The sequence below is a fragment of the Niallia yueguangensis genome, assembly GCF_052663115.1.
The window spans coordinates 232,405-250,185 of record NZ_JBQTCX010000001.1 but is presented as its reverse complement, the minus strand read 5'-3'; the positions used below and the strand labels follow the sequence as shown (position 1 = coordinate 250,185).

Here is a 17,781-nt window from a genome sequence, read left to right as displayed (position 1 = left end):
TAGATAGCTATTTTTTATAATATGTATACATGCAATGAAGGAATATCCTAAATGATTGGGAGGATGTGACATGCAGAAATATAGGAGTAGTTTTTCACTAAAAATATTCATCATGTCAACAATTTTCATTTTGTTTTTTTCTACAATTATCTTTCATTCAACTTATGCAAGAGATAGTCAGTTTACTAGACAAGGTGCAGGGCCAATGTATTGGATTACGTATGAGCATCAATTTACAAAAGATGTTTTTATGCCGGAGCATCGCTTAAAAGAGAATATTGACTGGATGTCCAAAAACTTTAAAGCTTATGGCTACGATATGATTAGTACGGATGGATGGATTGAAGGATCAACGCTATTAAATGAAAACGGTTACGTCGTTTCACATAATGATCGATGGATGAGTGATCCAATCTATATGGATGGACGTGATAAACCGTATATTAAGCCAGGGAAACTATTTAATGGTGACTTTGAGTATGCGACCACGGAAGGATGGGATATTAACGGGAATGCTGATTATGGTGTAGATAAATCAGGCGCACGCAATAACTTTAAGTTTTACTTTTATAAAAATACGGCTTTTAATGCTTCTGCGCATCAATCAGTGACAGGACTTGACGGAGAAAAAACGTATCGAATTTCCGCATGGGCAACTTTAGCTGATTTCAGCGGATCAAATCAGTTTACCGATGAATCAATCGGAAGCTTTGCTGAAATGCGGATTAGCCAAAATGGTGAATTAATTAAAAGGGTACCTATCAAGTTAAATTCCAGTTATCAAAACTATACAGTGGATATAAAATCGATTGGAAAAGATATGAAAGTCGAATTTGTCATCGACAGCAAAAAAGGAAATGCTTCCTTGCAGCTCGATGATATCTCCTTTGAAGCAGTCGATTCAAATCAATCCCCAACGTCTGCTGATGCATGGCAAGGTTATCCAAATGAACGCTACCCAGATGGCCATACTTGGAAACATTGGGCTGATTATGTAAAAAGTAAAGGAATGAAGTTTGGAATCTATTACAATCCTCTATGGATTAGCCCGGAAGTAGTGAAACATCCGGATAAATACAAAGTCGTAGGGACAGATACTCCAGTAGCAGACCTCGTGATTAAAGAGCCTCAAGATTTAGGCAACGGCAAAACCCTGCAAGGTGATCGTTTTGATGGCGGTCAAGGGGGGGAAAGAGCTCTTTACTGGTTAAATGTTGATCATCCTGACGCAGAAAAGTTTTTAAAAGGATATGTAGACTTTTTCGCGAAACAAGGCGCTTCTTATTTGCGAGTAGACTTTTTATCTTGGTATGAAAGCGGTTACGATAAGGGGCTAGGTCAAATTGGTACTGGTCATACGAGAGAACAATATCGAAAAGCACTGCAATGGATGGATGAAGCTTCGAAAGAAAATAATATTTTCCTAAGTTTGGTCATGCCAAACTTATTTAACCACGGAGAATTCGAACAAAAATATGGGGATATGATTCGTATTGATGAAGATGCTTTTCATGGAGGTTGGGATCATATCAGTGGACGAAGACAAGAGTGGACAAATAATTGGTCTCAATGGGCCAATCCATTCCAAGGGTTTACAGGTTTTGCTGATATTTCTGGACGCAGTTCTATGATCAATGACGGCGACTTCTTAAGGTTAAATACGTTTAAGGGCAGATATGCAGAAAATGAAAAGAAAACAGCGATATCTTTATTTACGATGGCAGGTTCTCCAATTACGATTGCCGATCAATATGACACTATTAGCGACAACTATAAATATTATCAAAATCCTGAATTAATAGAATTAAATAAACGAGGCTTTGTTGGAAAACCTTTATTTTATTCCAATTTACACTATAAAAATAATGGAAGCCGCGACAGTGAAAGATGGGTTGGTCAGCTGCCAGATGGTTCATGGGTTGTATCCCTCTTCAACCGTAGCGATGTAAGCAAGGGACTTTCCATTGATTTCAAAAAAGATCTTGGGCTCAGTGAAGAAGCATTCGTCCGCAGCCTTTGGGAACATAAAGATCTTGGCTACCGCTCTATGTATTCTGAAATGCTCGAGCCTCATGATAGTACTGTATTAAAATTAGTTCCAAAATCAAATAAAAAAGCATTTCAAACAGAAGTCGCTTCGTATCAAGGAGGAGCCATCTTTGATAATGAACAAATGGGCTTTGATGGATTTGGCTATATAAAAGGGCTAGACAAAAACGGTTCGAAAGTGACGATTGCAATTGACATGCCTGAATCAGGACAGTTTCCTTTAGCAATAAAATATGCGAGTAAAAATGATGAAGAGAGCAACTTATCCCTTTCCGCCGAAGATGAAGAAAAAAACGTGATAGATACACCGAAAACAGTATCTTTCCCTGCTAGTAAAGACAAATGGAATACGGTGAAGGATTCTATCCAACTTAATAAAGGCGAAAATTTAGTCACCTTGGAATTTTCAAATGAAAATAAAGGATCTGTTTTACTTGACTCCCTTCAGTTTGAAGCAAGTTCCGGCAAACTCGTTAACGGAGATTTTGAATTAGGCAATGAAACAGGTTGGACTGTTAATACCTTTGGAACAACATTATGGCATGGTGTTGATAAAAACGATGCATATGAAGGATATAAACAATACTTGTATTCTCCTAATGAAGGTGGCAAAGCTTCTTCTAAGCAAACGATTGTTGGTTTAAAGAATGGAGAGTACACGGTATCATCAATGGTTAAATTAATGCCTCATTTAGATCCGAGTTTTTCAGGAGGGGTTGCAAAATTAATTATCTCTCAACCAGGCAAAGAAAAAGTAGAAGTAGACATTGATCCTAAATTAAAAGATCCGGATGGTCCTGCAAAACAAAAGTGGACTGCTGATGATTTTGAATATAGAAAAATAAATACTGATAAAATTCAAGTTACAGAAGGGCAATTAACGATCGAATACTATATGGAAGCTTCGAAAGCTGATACTTCCATGCAAATAGACAATGTGGAGCTTCAACCAGTAAACTCTAATGACCAAGAAGATGTGCAGATCAAACTATATAACAGCGAGTTTGACCAAGGGTATACAGGATGGAGCCGTACAAACATGGTGAACCAATCCATTAAATCTGAAGATGGAAAGAATTTTGCAAGAATAACGGGTTCAGAAGCTTATTTATCTGATTTATGGCAATTTGGCAATGCACCTATAGATGGGAATTACACTTTATCGGTAAACACGCGTAAATCTGGAAACTTTGAAAATGCGGTTCTTTATGTCGTATACTCTGGCGGTATAAAAGAAGTTCCAATTCCGGAAAGCGGAGATTGGAAGGAAGTAAAAGTCCCAAATATCGAGTTATTAAATGATGAAGTTGCCAAGGTTGGCATCAGAGCAGATGGCAATGCTGACAGTGTTCTTGATATCAGTCAAGTAAAAATGATGAAAAAAGATTCATCTGAATATCAAAATGTTTCATATATTGATAGCTTAAATGCAAATGCACCTTATACTGTTGCCGATGATGGGAAAAGTATCGTGTTAAATGCAAATGGCCAAGAAAAGGTAAAAATTGAATTTTTACAGAACGATACCGCTAAAGTTTGGATGGAACCAACTGGTACATTTAAGAAAAAAGCATCTTTTGTTGTGGATCAAGAAGCTGCTACGGTAGTTCCAAAAGTAAGCAATCAACAAGATTACATCTTGATCCAAACAGATAAAATGAGCGTACGTGTCTATAAGTCTCCTTTCAAAATAGCGTATTTTGATGCAGCAAATACAAAATTGTTAACAGAGCATAGTGAAGGGGAAGGTTTAGGATACGACGGGGATACTGGTATATATTCCACTATGAAACTAGATTCTGATGAGCATTTCTTTGGATTAGGAATCGATCGTGATTCACAAACCTTCGACCGTAGAGGTCATAAGGTCGTAATGAACAATGCAATGAAGGGAGGATACGGAGGAAACACGTCTGATATTTCTGGTACTTTCTTCACTAGTACGAAGGGATATGGACTTTATTTTGACAACACCTATGAAAATGCAACGTTTGATATGGGTGCTACAGACAACAAAAAGTATATGTTCCATTCATCAAATGGCGAAATGATTTACTACTTTATGTCTGGAGAAAAGGAAGCTACTCTAACTGATATTATGAAGAGCTATGCAGACCTAACGGGTACTCCGCCGATGCCACCGAAATGGGCACTAGGTTATATCCAATCCAAGTTTGGGTATAAGAGCTGGCAAGAAGTAAATAAGATTGTAGATACGTTTCGAGATAAACAAATTCCAATGGATGGAATGATTCTTGATGCGTATTGGGCAAAAGAAAACCATTACTTTGATATGACCTGGTCTGAAGCATTTGCTAATCCGAAAGAAAGCATGGAGAAATTAGCAAAAAAAGGCGTCAAAACGGTTCCGATAGTAGATCCTTACATTCAAGTAACGGCAAATAACTTTAATGAGGGAGATCGTAATGGATACTTTGTGAAAGATGCTTCTGGAAATACCATTATATATGACGCTTGGTATGGGAAAGCTGGCTTAGTCGACTTTACGAATCCAAAAGCGGTTGATTGGTTTAATGCACAAGTGAAAACATTGCATGATGCAGGTGTAAAAGGATATTGGATTGATCTAAACGAACCAGAGATTGCAACAGATTCCTTAAGGCATCAATTTTATAAGGGAAGTGCAGCTGAGATTCGAAATGTGTATGCACTAAATGAAGCAAAATCCTTCTATAACGGTCATAGAAGCTACAGTGATAATCGTTTATGGAGCTTAGCAAGATCCGGATTTTCCGGCATCCAAGAATACGGCACAACAGTATGGAGCGGCGATGTGGATGCAAGCTGGGAGTCTTTTAGACATAATTTGCAATTAGGCTTGAGCTCATCCATGTCTGGAATACCTTATTTTACTACTGATATTGGTGGATTTTATGGCAAACCATCCGCTGAATTATATACCCGTTGGATGCAGGCTGGATCCTTTATGCCAATCTTTCGTGCACATAATTGTGAATGTGGAGATCCAACAAATACTAGAGAACCTTGGGCGTTTGGAGAAAAAACAGAAAGCATTGTAAAGCAAGCGATTGAACAGCGCTACAAACTGCTGCCTTACATTTATTCTGCTGCAAAAGAAACTTCAGAAGGAAATGTATCACTGATGAGACCTCTTGTAATGGATTATGCAAAAGATTCAAATGTATACGGAATTGAAGATCAATGGATGTTTGGTCCTAATATGCTTGTAGCTCCAATGTCATTAGAAGGGGTTGTGAAGAGAAATATTTATCTTCCAGAAGGAACATGGTTTGATTGGAGCAGCCAAAAAAACTATACGGGCGGACAAAACATAGAGTATGAAGCGGATTTGTCTAAAGTTCCGGTATTTGTAAAAGAAGGTGCGATTATACCACAGCGAGAGGTGCAAAACTATACTTCTGAAAGACCAGCAAATAAAATAACGCTTCATGCCTATCCAAAACAAAATGGTGAAGCAACAAGCTTTACGTTATATGAAGATGACGGCCAAACGTACCAATATGAAAATGGTCAATCTACTGAAACAAAGCTTTCAGTTCAATCAAATACGAGAGAGACTTCCCTTGAAATTGCACCAATGAAGGGTAGCTTTGACGGACGAATAGAAAAAAGAACATGGACTTCAGAAATAAAAGTCGATGTGAATAACCCTAAGGCAATTAAATCTGTAAAACGAAATGGAAAAAAATTAAAGTTAGTAAATTCGAAAGAAGCAGTAGAGGCAGAAAACGATGTTTGGTATTACGATGCGCAAACAAAGATGGTAATCGTAAAGACAGCAGAAGTTACTACTTCTCAAGAACAAGTAATAACCATTAATAAAGGGAAAGTAAACTGACTGATGTATGTATAAAAAAGGTAATGGGGTAGGATTTGTTTTTCTCCTTATTACCTTTTTCTTTTTACCTGGGAAAGGTACATCTCTTCATCTGACGGAATGCGAGTACAAGTTGGTGTTTCATCGTTGCACGCCGAAGCAAATCCCCATTACGGCACAGGGAAAGGGGCAACCATTTACAGGTTTACAAGTGATCAATTTTCGTCTTTTTATACGAAAGTTATTAATACAAATGCGAGAGATGCCGTCCATGTCATCGATGGATTACTTCATCATGAAACAGAATTAAATATTGAAGAGCACTATACTGATACAGCTGGTTATACCGATCAAGTTTTTGGTTTAAGTCATTTGTTAGGATTTCGTTTTGCACCAAGGCTTCGTGATCTAGCCGATGCCAAACTATATACCATTCAAAAACCAAGTGATTTTCCTAACCTAGAAAAATTACTTCGTGGACGGATTAACATGAAGGTTATTCAAGAAAACTTTGATGATGTACTCCGTTTAGCCCATTCTATTCGAGAAGGAAAAGTGTCCGGTTCACTTATTATGGGGAAATTAGGATCATATGCAAGGCAAAACAAGTTAGCTACTGCATTGCGAGAAATGAGAAGAATTGAAAAAACTATTTTTATCTTGGATTACATATCTAATGAAGGGGTACCGTCAGGAAAATGCGGATTTACAACGCTAAGCCCATTTTCAAGCCGATTCCCCCATTTTTAACAACGTTAAGAAAGTTTCAATGGTCTTAAAGAATCTAACGAGACCATTTTTTCTGAATTAAAATGGTATTCTCCAAGTAAATTAATATGTTCCCAACCTAGAGGTGACATATGGTGCAATAATTCTTCATTAAAACTATCTGACCGTTTTTGATATTCAACTGCTTTTGTTAGATGTAAGGTATTCCAAATACTGATGGCATTGATAATTATGTTTAAAGCACTGGCTCTTTGCAATTGATGCTGTATGGTTCGTTCCCTAAGCTCTCCTTGTTTTCCAAAGAAAATAGCTCTTGCCAGTCCATTCATGGCTTCTCCTTTATTCAATCCTCTTTGTATTTTTCTTCTTAGAGATTCATCTGAAATGTAATTAAGAATAAAGATCGTTTTTTCTATTCGCCCCATTTCACGTAAGGCTGTAGCTAAGCTGTTTTGTCTTGAATAAGAACCTAATTTCCCCATAATAAGGGATGCTGAGACTGTTCCTTCTCTTATTGAATGGGCTAACCGCAAAACATCTTCATAATTTTCTTCAATGACCTTTGTATTTATTTGTCCACGTAAAATAGCTTCTAGTTTTGGATACTCACTTGCTTTATCTATTGTAAATAATTTTGAGTCCGATAGATCTCTTATCCTTGGAGCAAATTTAAATCCTAATAAATGAGTTAATCCGAAAATTTGGTCTGTGTAACCAGCTGTGTCTGTATAATGTTCCTCAATGTTTAGATCTGTCTCATGGTGTAATAAACCATCCAAAACATGAATTGCATCCCTTGAATTAGTATGAATAATTTTTGTGTAGTAAGAAGAGAATTGATCACTCGTAAATCGATAGATGGTGGCTCCTTTTCCAGTTCCGTAATGTGGGTTTGCATCTGCATGTAGTGATGAAACACCTAGCTGCATTCTCATTCCGTCTGACGAAGAAGTTGTACCGTCTCCCCAATAGGAAGACAATTGTAATTTGTGATGAAAATTTACTAATACGGCTTGGGCTTTATTCATTGCGTCTTCATACATGCGCCATTGAGATACATTGGCTAATTGCTTATATGTAAGTCGGGGTGTTGCTTCTGCCATCTTACTCAATCCAATATTTAGTCCCATTCCTAAAAGAGCAGCCATAATAATAATCGTTTCTTCTTTATCCGGTTTTCGATTATTGGAAGCATGAGTAAATTGCTCATGAAATCCTGTTATATAAGCAATATCCATCAGTAAATCAGTTAATTTTATTCTTGGTAGCATCTGATACAGGCTTGCACTAAATTTTTTTGCCTCTTCTGGAACATCTTTTTCTAAGCGTGCAAGAGACAGCTTTCCTTTTTCAAGAGAAACTCCATCCAACTTGTTGGAATTGGCAGCTAACCACTTTAACCTTTCATTAAGGCTGCTTGTTCTCTCCGTTATATAATCTTCGAATGATAAACTAACTGATAATCTCGTATTCTCCTTCGCTTGATTCCATGTATCTTCAGAAAACAAATATTCCTCAAAATCTCTATATTGTCTGCTGCCAACAATGGAAACATCTCCCGCCCGAACATGCTCCCGAAGTTCTGTTAAAACAGCCATTTCATAGTAATGACGATTAATTGTTGTACCATCATCCTCGTATAAATGCTTTTTCCATCGTTTTGAAATAAAATCCACAGGTGAGTCATCAGGCACTTTTCGCTTTCCGGATTCGGTTCATTCCTCGGATAATCTTAACAGCCTGTAAAAGTGGCTCATTTGCCTTTGTAGAATGAAATTCCAATACCCTTAATAGCGTTGGCGTATATTTTCTTAGTGAATAAAACCTTTTTTGCAATAAGTCTAAATAATCATAGTCGGCAGGACGTGCAAGCTCCTGAGCTTCTTCGACCGAAGAGACAAAAGAATTCCATTCGATAACGGATTCTAAAACCTCAAAAACGTCTAATTTTTCCTGTTTTGCCTTGATCAAAGCTTGTCCGATGTTCGTAAAGTGTATAACTTTCTCATTCAGTTTTTTACCGTTTTGTTTCTGAATTTCCTCTTGAGCCTTACGGCCTTTTGATAACAGACTAAGTATTTGTCTGTCATGAATTTCAAAAGCTTTATCCGTTAACTCCTGAGTAAGATGTAATAAATAGACGGTTAATATCGAATATCGTTTATTTTCTTGAAAATCACGGAATGCATAAGGCTCTTATCTTGAACCAAAGCGAGATAGTTGTAACAGGCGATTGCGATGCAAATGACTAATTTGTACCGTTTCTAATTCCATTCCTCGTATGTATTCGAGTCGTTCTATTACTTTTAGAAAAGTTTCGGGTGAAGGATGACCCGGTGGCTCCTTTAACCAGCCCAATATCGTTTTATTGGATTCGGATGGATGCTGTGAAGTAATGATCTCTTCAAGTTTTTCTTTTTGTTTATTTGTTAGAGATTCACTAACCGTATTAAATAGCTTCTTTTCAGCCATTGCCCTTGCCTCCCACACCATTCTTTCAAGTGTAGTGATAGCAGGCAGTATGATTTTGTCTTTTCTTAGAAAATCAATGCATTCATAAAGTAGATGAATAGCATCACCATTTTCAAAAGCTAATTGATGAAGATGCTTAAATGTCATTCGATATTCTTTTAGAGTAAAAGTTACAAAGTCGTATTCATTACGAATTTCTTTTAAATGATCCCAAAGTGTATTTTCTCTTTGGGGATAAAGACTAAGCGAAAAAGGAGTGGCACCGATTTGTTTCGATATATAATGTATGACTGAATCCGGGATACTTTTGATATGAGTGTATGGCCAACCGGGATACCGAAGAACGGCTAATTGAATGGAGAATCCTAAACGGTTTTCTTCTCTCCTTCGCTTATTTATAATTTCTAAATCCTGTTTTGATAAAGTATAGTAGGTTGCTAGTACCCACTCATCTTCAGGAATTTGCATAAGAGCCTGTCTCTGTTCTGATGTAAGCAATTCCCTACCTCTCGCAATTTTCATACAGTATCATCTCATTTCTGTAATTATTCAGTTAATTAGTTCAATTATATATCAATAGAGTTTACTCTATTGATACAAGTGTAGGAGACTGTCACTTTAGGAGTTATTTTGCATCTATTTTAAGCGTTATTTTGCACTATAAGTAAATATAAAAAAATCAATTTCTCAGCATTAAAATTGAAAAATTGGACTTTTCTCGTTACTCCGGAAAGCGCCTTTTAATTAAATATCGTCCGGGAATACCCTATTAGGCGTACCGCCAACATTACGCATTTTGTATGGTAAGAGAATTTCAACCTAAAAAAAGTCGAATTCCTGTATTCTAAGGAATCGACTTTTTTGTTTGGCTTGTTAAGCTAACCTTACCGATAGTTTAAGTAGAATCCTTCACAATCTCTTGACTCTATTCGAACAATGGAATAATATGCTTTCTAATCAATTCAATTCTATCTTTGGCACGTGGCATGAAGCGAGAAGCAATAGTAACTACCATTTCCTTTTTGGGGTTTATGAAAATTACATTTCCACCATCACCCAAAGCTGCATAGCAATCATCAACAATCCACCACAAGTAACCATATGACAACTCTCCCCATCTACTTTTTTCCTTTGTGCTGTCCTCTATCCATTTGGAAGATAGAATTTGATTACCGTTCCATACACCGCCATTTAAATATAACTGACCTATTTTTGCCATATCCCGTGGCGTTAAAGTAAGCCCCCAACCGGCGGTGTTTACACCTTTAGGGTCTATTACCCAACCAGTTACATATTTATCCTTAAGAAAAGCGAAATGTTCCTCTTTATTTTGTATAAATGCATTATTAGGAGCTTTGATTTCAAGAGGTTCAAACAAGCTCTCTGTAGCGAAATCAATCACAGATTGACCAGTTGCATTTGTAAGAACACCTGATAAAATATGTGTGCCAACGGTAGAATATTTAAACTCTTCAAAACCGCCTTTTCCCCCTAGTAAATCCAATGTAGCTTTTACCCAGTCATCACTTGTATAAATCTTTGTATATGGCTCTGACTTGTATTTATATGGTGCAGTCATTGTCATCAAATTTTTTATGGTGACATTTTGTATTGTTTTTTCGCCACGCCTAACTGTGTAATCCGGAAAAAATTCTAAAACTTTCTGTTCTGTATTTTTGATATATCCTTTATCTATTGCAATACCAATAAGAACTGATATTACACTTTTTGTTACAGATGCTATATGCAATACATCATCTTTGGTGTACCCATCAAAATATTTTTCATAAATCAAACTTTCATCTTTTCTAATAGCAATGCCTGCTATATTGGAATATTCTCTTTTTATTAAATCTTCAAAGTTATTATTATTCATTCTCACCTTTTCGTATTGACACATTGACGTCAAATATATCAATCCATTCCTTTCGTTAAATTGATTGATCAATATTGATGTAATAAAGAATAATTTATTATAAAATTATTTTCAATTCATTTTTACATATAAATAACAATGTGGAAAAATTACTTCAGATTCTCTATATTTATGCTGCCAAAAGAACTATTGGAAATTTCATGAAATTTTTATGTTCCAAAACTCGTCCTTTTCTGAACACGCCCCTTTTAGATTCATAGAAGGCGTTTTTTACCGCTTAAAATGTAACAAAACTCCGTTCATTAATCTATGTTCATTAACCATGTATTTAACATCTTATGTTACAATGAAATCAAAGGTAAAAATCAGAAAAGAGTGGTTTTGTGCTAATTGGATATGCACGTGTATCAACGGGATTACAAAATTTGGATTTACAATTGGATGCTTTAACGCAACATGGTTGTTCGAAGATTTTCCACGACAAAATGAGTGGATCAAAAAAACAACGCCCCGGTTTGGAAGAAGCGCTTAAGTATGCACGTAAAGGAGATACGCTTGTCGTTTGGCGATTAGATCGACTAGGGCGCAATATGCAAGACTTGATTCAAATTGTAAATAGCTTAAATGATCGAGGTATCGGCTTTCATAGTCTGCAAGAGAACATAACAATGGACAAAAGCAATGCGACGGGGCAATTAATGTTTCACTTGTTCGCAGCATTTGCAGAATTTGAACGTAATTTGATCGAGGAGCGCTCTGCTGCGGGACGAGCAGCTGCCAAAGCACGTGGGCGTCTAGGTGGACGCCCTGAAAAGTATGGAGCTAAAGATATTGAAATGATGAAGGATTTAATTGAAAGTGGCACACCGATTAAAGATGTTGCGGAAAAGTGGGGTGTGTCTCGCACAACGATTTATCGCTATTTGGAAAGACAGTAAATCGGAAAGGTTGATGCCTATGCAAAATGAACAACTCCCATTAACAGCTTATTCGGAAGAACAACGGCAAACAGCAGTAGAAAAGTATAAAATTATCGCACCCTATCTTATCAATGAAAAAACATTAACCACCATTACAGAAGAAACAGGTATTTCAAAGAGAACGTTGCAATACTGGATTCGGGACTATAAACAATTTGGATTAAAAGGTTTAATTCGAAAAACAAGAAGTGATAACGGCAAAATACATTTAGAACCGGAAATTGTCTCTTCGATTGAACAACTGATTTTAAAGTACAAAAGGAATTCACTAACATCTATTCATCGAATGATCTGTGAGCAATGTCAGAAAAACGGCTGGCAACAACCAAGTTATTATCAAGTGTATAAGGTATCGCAATCCCTTTCACCAGGCTTGAAGAAGTTAGCGCATGATGGCAAAAAAGCATACGATAACCAATATGATTTAGTTTATCGTAGGGAAGCGAGCTACCCCAATGAAATTTGGCAGGCCGATCATACCCCATTAGATATTATAGTTTTAAATGAAAAAGGGAAACCCGAAAGACCTTGGCTCACAATTATTTTAGATGATTACAGCCGAGCAGTCGCTGGGTATTTTTTAACCTTTGAAAACCCCTCAGCTACACATACATCATTGGTCTTACATCAAGCAATATGGAAAAAATGCAATCCAGATTGGCAAATATGCGGTATCCCAGAAACATTTTATACAGACCATGGAAGTGATTTTACGTCCAACCATTTGGAGCAAGTAGCAATTGATTTGAAAATTAATCTGGTCTTTTCTTCAATTGGTGTTCCGAGAGGGCGAGGGAAAATAGAAAGATTCTTTTTAACCGTTAATCAATTGTTTTTACAAGATTTACCCGGGTACTTGGGAAATCAGACTACTACTTCACTTCTTACCCTTAAGGAACTAAATAAAAAATTATTGAATTTCATCCTATATAATTATCACCATAGGATTCATGGGACAACCAAAAAAGAACCGATACAGTCGTGGAATAACTCTGGATTTCTTCCCAATATGCGAAAGCCTTGATTTATTACTGTTGAACGTTGCTAAACCAAGGAAGGTTCATTCTGATGGGATTCACTTTCAAGGACTTAGATATATAGACACGAATCTAGCTGCATACGTCGGTGAAACAGTCATTATTCGTTATGATCCAAGAGATATTGCGGAAATACGAGTGTTTTATCAAGATAAATACTTATGTACGGCTATCTCCCCAGAAATTTCAGATTATACAGTAGATTTAAAGGAGATCGTATCAGCACGAAATAAAGTACGGAGAAATCTAAAAAAACAATTTGATTCTGGAAAAACTGTTGCAGAGGAAATTGCCTTGTCAAAGCAAAAGGATTTTGAGAACAACACAGACAAACCAAATGCTAAAAAGTCAAAATTAAAGAGGTATTTCAATGAATAAAGGTCAAAAATTTATTGAAACAAAGGAATATAAAAGGTTTGCCGAGTTCTGTGACGATTGCATTAAATACAAGTACATAGGCATTTGTTATGGTTTACCTGGTGTCGGAAAAACGTTATCATCGAGGTATTATTCAAATTGGGGTTCCATTGAAAAACAAATAGCTTACAAATCAGCTAACAATATAGGATTAGACGCAAATGAAGAAATACTTGAAGCTAAAACAATTTTTTATACGGCTCCAGCAGTACGAGCGACTAAAATGACTGAACAGATTAATCTTATTGGAGCTAGAATGAATATGACGAGGACAATGTACAAAGTCCTCACTAAAGGAGAAGAAGAAAAGTATTCCGCTAATGATTATGATGACATTGACTTGATTATTGTTGATGAAATTGATCGTCTAAAAATGCAAAATTTAGAACAACTTAGGGATATTTATGATCGAAATGATATAGCAATGATATTAATTGGAATGCCCGGCATTGAAAAGCGATTAGCCCGGTATCCTCAACTCTACTCTAGAATTGGATTTGCTCATGAATTTGATAAACTTAGTAAAGATGAAACCCATCATATTTTAGAATATAAATGGGAAGAGTTAGGACTATCTATAAAGCTTGAAGATTTTTCTGATTATGAAGCAATAACAAGTATAATTAAGATTACTGGAGGAAACTTTAGGCTCATACAAAGACTATTTACACAAATTGAAAGAATACTTGAAATTAATAATCTTGATAAGATAACAACAGAAGTTGTTGAAGCCGCACGAGATAGTTTAGTAATCGGAATAAAGTAAAAGTAAAAAAAGTTTTTCCCGATTGTTCAGCAATCGGGCCATTTAATTGAGTAAGACATCTAAACGAAAATGGATATTAATGATAATGTTGGTATAAGAATGCGAAGGAATAAACTTAAATTAAAGTGGCAGTTTAGTTTACTGAAGAAAAAGGAATCGTTAAGGGATTTGAAGAATTAACAAATAAAGTAAATTATCGTTTGGGAGAGGGAAATGAATACACAAGGCTGTTTTACAATTATTGTAAATAAAGAGTATAAATTGTTATTAGTTAAAAGAAAAGACTACCCAATTTGGGATTTTCCAGGTGGTAGATTAGAAAACGAAGAGTCATTAGAAGAATGCGCAATCAGAGAGACGCAAGAAGAAACTGGATATAAGATTAGTATAGTAAAAAAAGTTGGGGAGTACCATCGTCCTCAATACCAGGACACGCAGCATTTATTTATAGCTAAAATTGTAGGTGGAAAAGCAATTGAGAATGGAACAGAGACTTCAAAGTTAGCTTGGTTTTATCCAAAAAAAGTGCCTTTATTTTTAATACCGAACAGGAAACTTCAAATTAAGGATTACCTAAATAATAAAACTAATATTACAAGATATTTAAAGGAACCTTATATGCTAAGGCTTTTAAGGAAATGGATTTAACTTGTTTCTACCTATATAAATCAACTAAAGAGTGTTAGGTTTCAATAAATGCGAGCCATCTTCAGCAGCCACTGAACTTCAACAATCGGTCCAGATTATGAAAGAAATAAGGAGCTAGTGGAGAAGTGATTTTATAATTTCTTCATCCGTAAAAATAGAGGTTATTTGTCACAAAATGCAGAAATGGAAAACTATGAAAAATAGATTATAAGGGTGAGAATATGCTATATGTTGATGAAATTAAAATGTATAGTCGAATAATAAAAAACGGTGGGACTGTAGAAAACCCAAAGATTGAATTAAAAAAAGAGTGGTGGGATTTTTCGCAAAATAAGGGACAAGAAGAATTTATAAAGGATGTAACAGCTATGGCTAATACACAAGGTGATGATGGGTATATAATTATAGGATTAGATGGGAAAAATGGAGACCTTTTTAATTCACCTTTTCCGCAAAGTAATTATGATGACCCTTCTAAGATAATTGGTTTAATATATAAAAAGGTTATTGAGCCAATGGATGTTGAGTTTTATGAAGAAGAAGTTGAAGGAAAGAATATTATTATTGTCCATATCCCAAAATCACAAAATAAACCACATGTAATAAAATCTTTTAATAATAGACATCATTTTATTCCTGTACGTAAAGGTACTAGTATAAATGCAGCGACTAAATATGATTTAGATTTAATGTACAGTGAAAGAGATAAAATAGTGATTCCACCGTATAGATTAGCAATTCATTTATCAAAAAATACAATTTTTACATTAATTCCAGCTGTTGGTCAAAAAGGAATTAAAACTTTAGGGTTTAATGCTCATATATTAAATACTGGTCAAAACATAAACATGGTAAAAGAAGCAAAATTAGTATTAATTGAAAATGAACGTGAATCTTATAAGTTCGAACACAATAGCTTTTTTAATACTGTAGACAATTCATGGAGACGATTAGAGTATGATGAATATATTAAGATACCTCCAAATGATATATTAAAAGTAAATATGGGTTTTATATATGAAGGAGAAGAAGAGTACTCTGAATTTAGAGAGAAGGATTTTTCAAATACAACAGGGTACCTTGAATTAACTGATGTTAGTGGAGCAAAAGTAAGATCAGATATAGTATCTTTTAGCAATCAAGCGCTGTTAAATGGGTTTATTCCGTAATCGGGCGCTTTTCCGGAGTAAAAAAAAGCCCAATTTCTTAATTTCAATGCTGAGAAATTGGGCTTTTTTATTTTTCCTTATAGTGCAAAATAACACTTAAAATAGAAGCAAAATACCTCCTAAAGTGACAAGGAGACTGATAAAATCATAGTTAAGAGCGTCTCATAAGACTTGTCTCAAAAATGAGGTGATATTTTGCGAAAAATCGGTTATATACGTGTCAGTTCAACTAGCCAGAATCCTTCAAGGCAATTTCAGCAACTGAACGAAATCGGAATGGATATTATTTTTGAAGAAAAAGTTTCCGGAGCAACAAAAGATCGTGAGCAACTTCAAAAAATGTTAGAGGATATACAAGAAGGTGACATCATTTATGTTACGGACTTAACTCGGATTACTCGTAGTACACAAGATTTATTTGAATTAATCGATAACATACGGAGTAAAAAGGCGAATTTAAAATCCTTAAAAGATACATGGCTAGATTTATCAGAAGATAATCCCTACAGCCAATTCTTAATTACGGTTATGGCGGGTGTAAACCAATTAGAACGTGATCTTATCCGTATGCGGCAGCGTGAAGGAATTGAACTGGCTAAGAAAGAAGGAAAGTTTAAAGGTCGGTTAAAGAAGTACCATAAAAATCATGCAGGAATGAATTATGCAGTAAAGCTTTATAAAGAGGGAGATATGACTGTAAATCAAATTTGTGAAATTACAAATGTGTCTAGGGCCTCATTATATAGAAAGCTATCGGAAAGGAACAGTTGATGAGTTATACCAAAAATCGGAAATATATAATAGAAAATAAATTTCATATAGAGGTGGAATTATATGCCTAAAATTGACAATATGTTAGCAATTCTATGGATGCTTCGTTCAGGTGAAAAAATTACTGCAAAACAAATTTCAGAAAAGTTAGAGATGAATATAAGGACTGTGTATCGTTATATTGATACAATTTCAACAAGTGGCGTACCTATAATTTCAGAACCAGGACATAACGGTGGATACACTTTATTGAACAATTTTATTGAGGCTCCTCTTTTTTTTGATTTTGAGGAGCAAACTTCACTATTTCACGCTGCTGTTTTTGCAGAAGAAGCCGGATATTATGGAGGTGAAGCACTAAATAGGGCCATTTCAAAACTAAGTAAATACTCAAATCAAGAGCAGGAAACAAAGATAAACCAACATTTAACTAGTCTTGAAGTAATAAGTCGATTAAGTTCACTCTCTATGGAACCTTTTTTGAAGGAGTTGGAGCAGGCCGTAGCTGACGGGTACTCAGTAAAAATTCTTTACCATAAAAGTGGCGAAAAGCAATTAAATTATAGATTGGTCGATCCGTACAGAATTATCTATTGGAATAATAAGTGGTATGTGATTGGATTTTGTCATCTTAGGAATGATATCCGTAGTTTTAGAGTAGATCGAATTGAAAGTCTAATGCTAACCGAAAATAAGTTTAACCGGCCAGAAAATTTTTCAGCACGTGACTTTTTTATAAAAAGTCTTCTTCCAACTATAGAAGATAAGGAAGGGATTATTTCTTTGGTTATTAATGGGGATAAAAGTGTATTGGCTGATATTTGCCAACATTGGTTTTTAGGACATTATTTACAAGAACGGACTTCAAATCAAGCAGTTTTTCTTCTTGAAAAAGATATGATACATACATATGTACCTTATTTACTTTTACCGTACAATAAATCTATTAAAGTTATTGAGCCAATAAGTCTTAAGAAAAGACTTATTGAAGTTCTGTCGGAATTAATAAAATTTCATCAAGTATGATAACTTCCCTGACGTTAACTG

Annotated in this window: 8 protein-coding genes and 3 pseudogenes; 9 read left to right on the top strand and 2 right to left on the bottom strand. The window is 35.4% G+C overall.

What is annotated here, in order from left to right; all coding sequences use genetic code 11:
* Positions 1–70 precede the first annotated feature (70 nt).
* Together ACTYA4_RS01215 and ACTYA4_RS01210 are read left to right on the top strand one after the other, a co-directional pair.
* Positions 71–5,890 carry a TIM-barrel domain-containing protein gene (locus ACTYA4_RS01215; protein WP_445505412.1) on the top strand — a complete coding sequence of 1,940 codons (5,820 nt, stop codon included), beginning with the start codon at positions 71–73 and terminating at the stop codon, positions 5,888–5,890.
* 84 nt (positions 5,891–5,974) lie between these two features.
* Positions 5,975–6,556 (top strand): annotated as a pseudogene (locus ACTYA4_RS01210) (Tn3 family transposase); the annotation flags it as partial.
* A 68-nt stretch (positions 6,557–6,624) separates the two neighbouring features.
* On the opposite strand, the pseudogene ACTYA4_RS01205 reads toward ACTYA4_RS01210, so the two are convergent.
* Together ACTYA4_RS01205 and ACTYA4_RS01200 are read right to left on the bottom strand one after the other, a co-directional pair.
* A pseudogene (locus tag ACTYA4_RS01205) lies at positions 6,625–9,592 on the bottom strand (Tn3 family transposase).
* A gap of 403 nt (positions 9,593–9,995) precedes the next feature.
* Positions 9,996–10,946 carry a serine hydrolase domain-containing protein gene (locus tag ACTYA4_RS01200; RefSeq protein WP_443479703.1) on the bottom strand — a complete coding sequence of 317 codons (951 nt, stop codon included), beginning with the start codon at positions 10,944–10,946 and terminating at the stop codon, positions 9,996–9,998.
* 383 nt (positions 10,947–11,329) lie between these two features.
* Between ACTYA4_RS01200 and ACTYA4_RS01195 the strand changes: the two genes are divergently transcribed.
* The 7 genes and pseudogenes from ACTYA4_RS01195 (at position 11,330) to ACTYA4_RS01165 (ending at position 17,760) form a co-directional block, all read left to right on the top strand.
* Complete coding sequence (locus ACTYA4_RS01195) at positions 11,330–11,884, top strand: recombinase family protein (RefSeq protein WP_443479702.1); 555 nt, start codon at positions 11,330–11,332, stop codon at positions 11,882–11,884.
* A 19-nt stretch (positions 11,885–11,903) separates the two neighbouring features.
* Positions 11,904–13,341, top strand: a pseudogene (locus ACTYA4_RS01190) (transposase).
* The gene (locus tag ACTYA4_RS01185; protein WP_443479700.1) at positions 13,334–14,146 is read left to right on the top strand and encodes an AAA family ATPase; all 813 of its coding nucleotides are present in this window, start codon (positions 13,334–13,336) and stop codon (positions 14,144–14,146) included. Before ACTYA4_RS01190 ends, ACTYA4_RS01185 begins: the two are co-directional and overlap by 8 nt.
* 213 nt (positions 14,147–14,359) lie before the next feature.
* Entirely contained in the window at positions 14,360–14,794 is a 435-nt protein-coding gene (locus tag ACTYA4_RS01180; RefSeq protein WP_141434276.1) for an NUDIX hydrolase, read from the top strand.
* Between the two features lie 221 nt (positions 14,795–15,015).
* Positions 15,016–15,963 carry an AlbA family DNA-binding domain-containing protein gene (locus tag ACTYA4_RS01175; protein ID WP_445505411.1) on the top strand — a complete coding sequence of 316 codons (948 nt, stop codon included), beginning with the start codon at positions 15,016–15,018 and terminating at the stop codon, positions 15,961–15,963.
* 195 nt (positions 15,964–16,158) lie between these two features.
* Positions 16,159–16,734 carry a recombinase family protein gene (locus tag ACTYA4_RS01170; protein ID WP_033728358.1) on the top strand — a complete coding sequence of 192 codons (576 nt, stop codon included), beginning with the start codon at positions 16,159–16,161 and terminating at the stop codon, positions 16,732–16,734.
* A gap of 63 nt (positions 16,735–16,797) precedes the next feature.
* Positions 16,798–17,760: a helix-turn-helix transcriptional regulator gene (locus ACTYA4_RS01165; protein ID WP_047155544.1), complete on the top strand. Its 963-nt coding sequence runs from the start codon at positions 16,798–16,800 to the stop codon at positions 17,758–17,760.
* The last annotated feature ends 21 nt before the right edge of the window (positions 17,761–17,781 follow it).

Bases quoted from the DNA above. Each gene is read 5' to 3' on its own strand.
- ACTYA4_RS01185 (WP_443479700.1), top strand. From the start codon at position 13,334: ATGAATAAAGGTCAAAAATTTATTGAAACAAAGGAATATAAAAGGTTT.
- ACTYA4_RS01200 (WP_443479703.1), bottom strand. From the start codon at position 10,946: ATGAATAATAATAACTTTGAAGATTTAATAAAAAGAGAATATTCCAAT.
- ACTYA4_RS01175 (WP_445505411.1), top strand. From the start codon at position 15,016: ATGCTATATGTTGATGAAATTAAAATGTATAGTCGAATAATAAAAAAC.
- ACTYA4_RS01165 (WP_047155544.1), top strand. From the start codon at position 16,798: ATGCCTAAAATTGACAATATGTTAGCAATTCTATGGATGCTTCGTTCA.
- ACTYA4_RS01215 (WP_445505412.1), top strand. From the start codon at position 71: ATGCAGAAATATAGGAGTAGTTTTTCACTAAAAATATTCATCATGTCA.
- ACTYA4_RS01180 (WP_141434276.1), top strand. From the start codon at position 14,360: ATGAATACACAAGGCTGTTTTACAATTATTGTAAATAAAGAGTATAAA.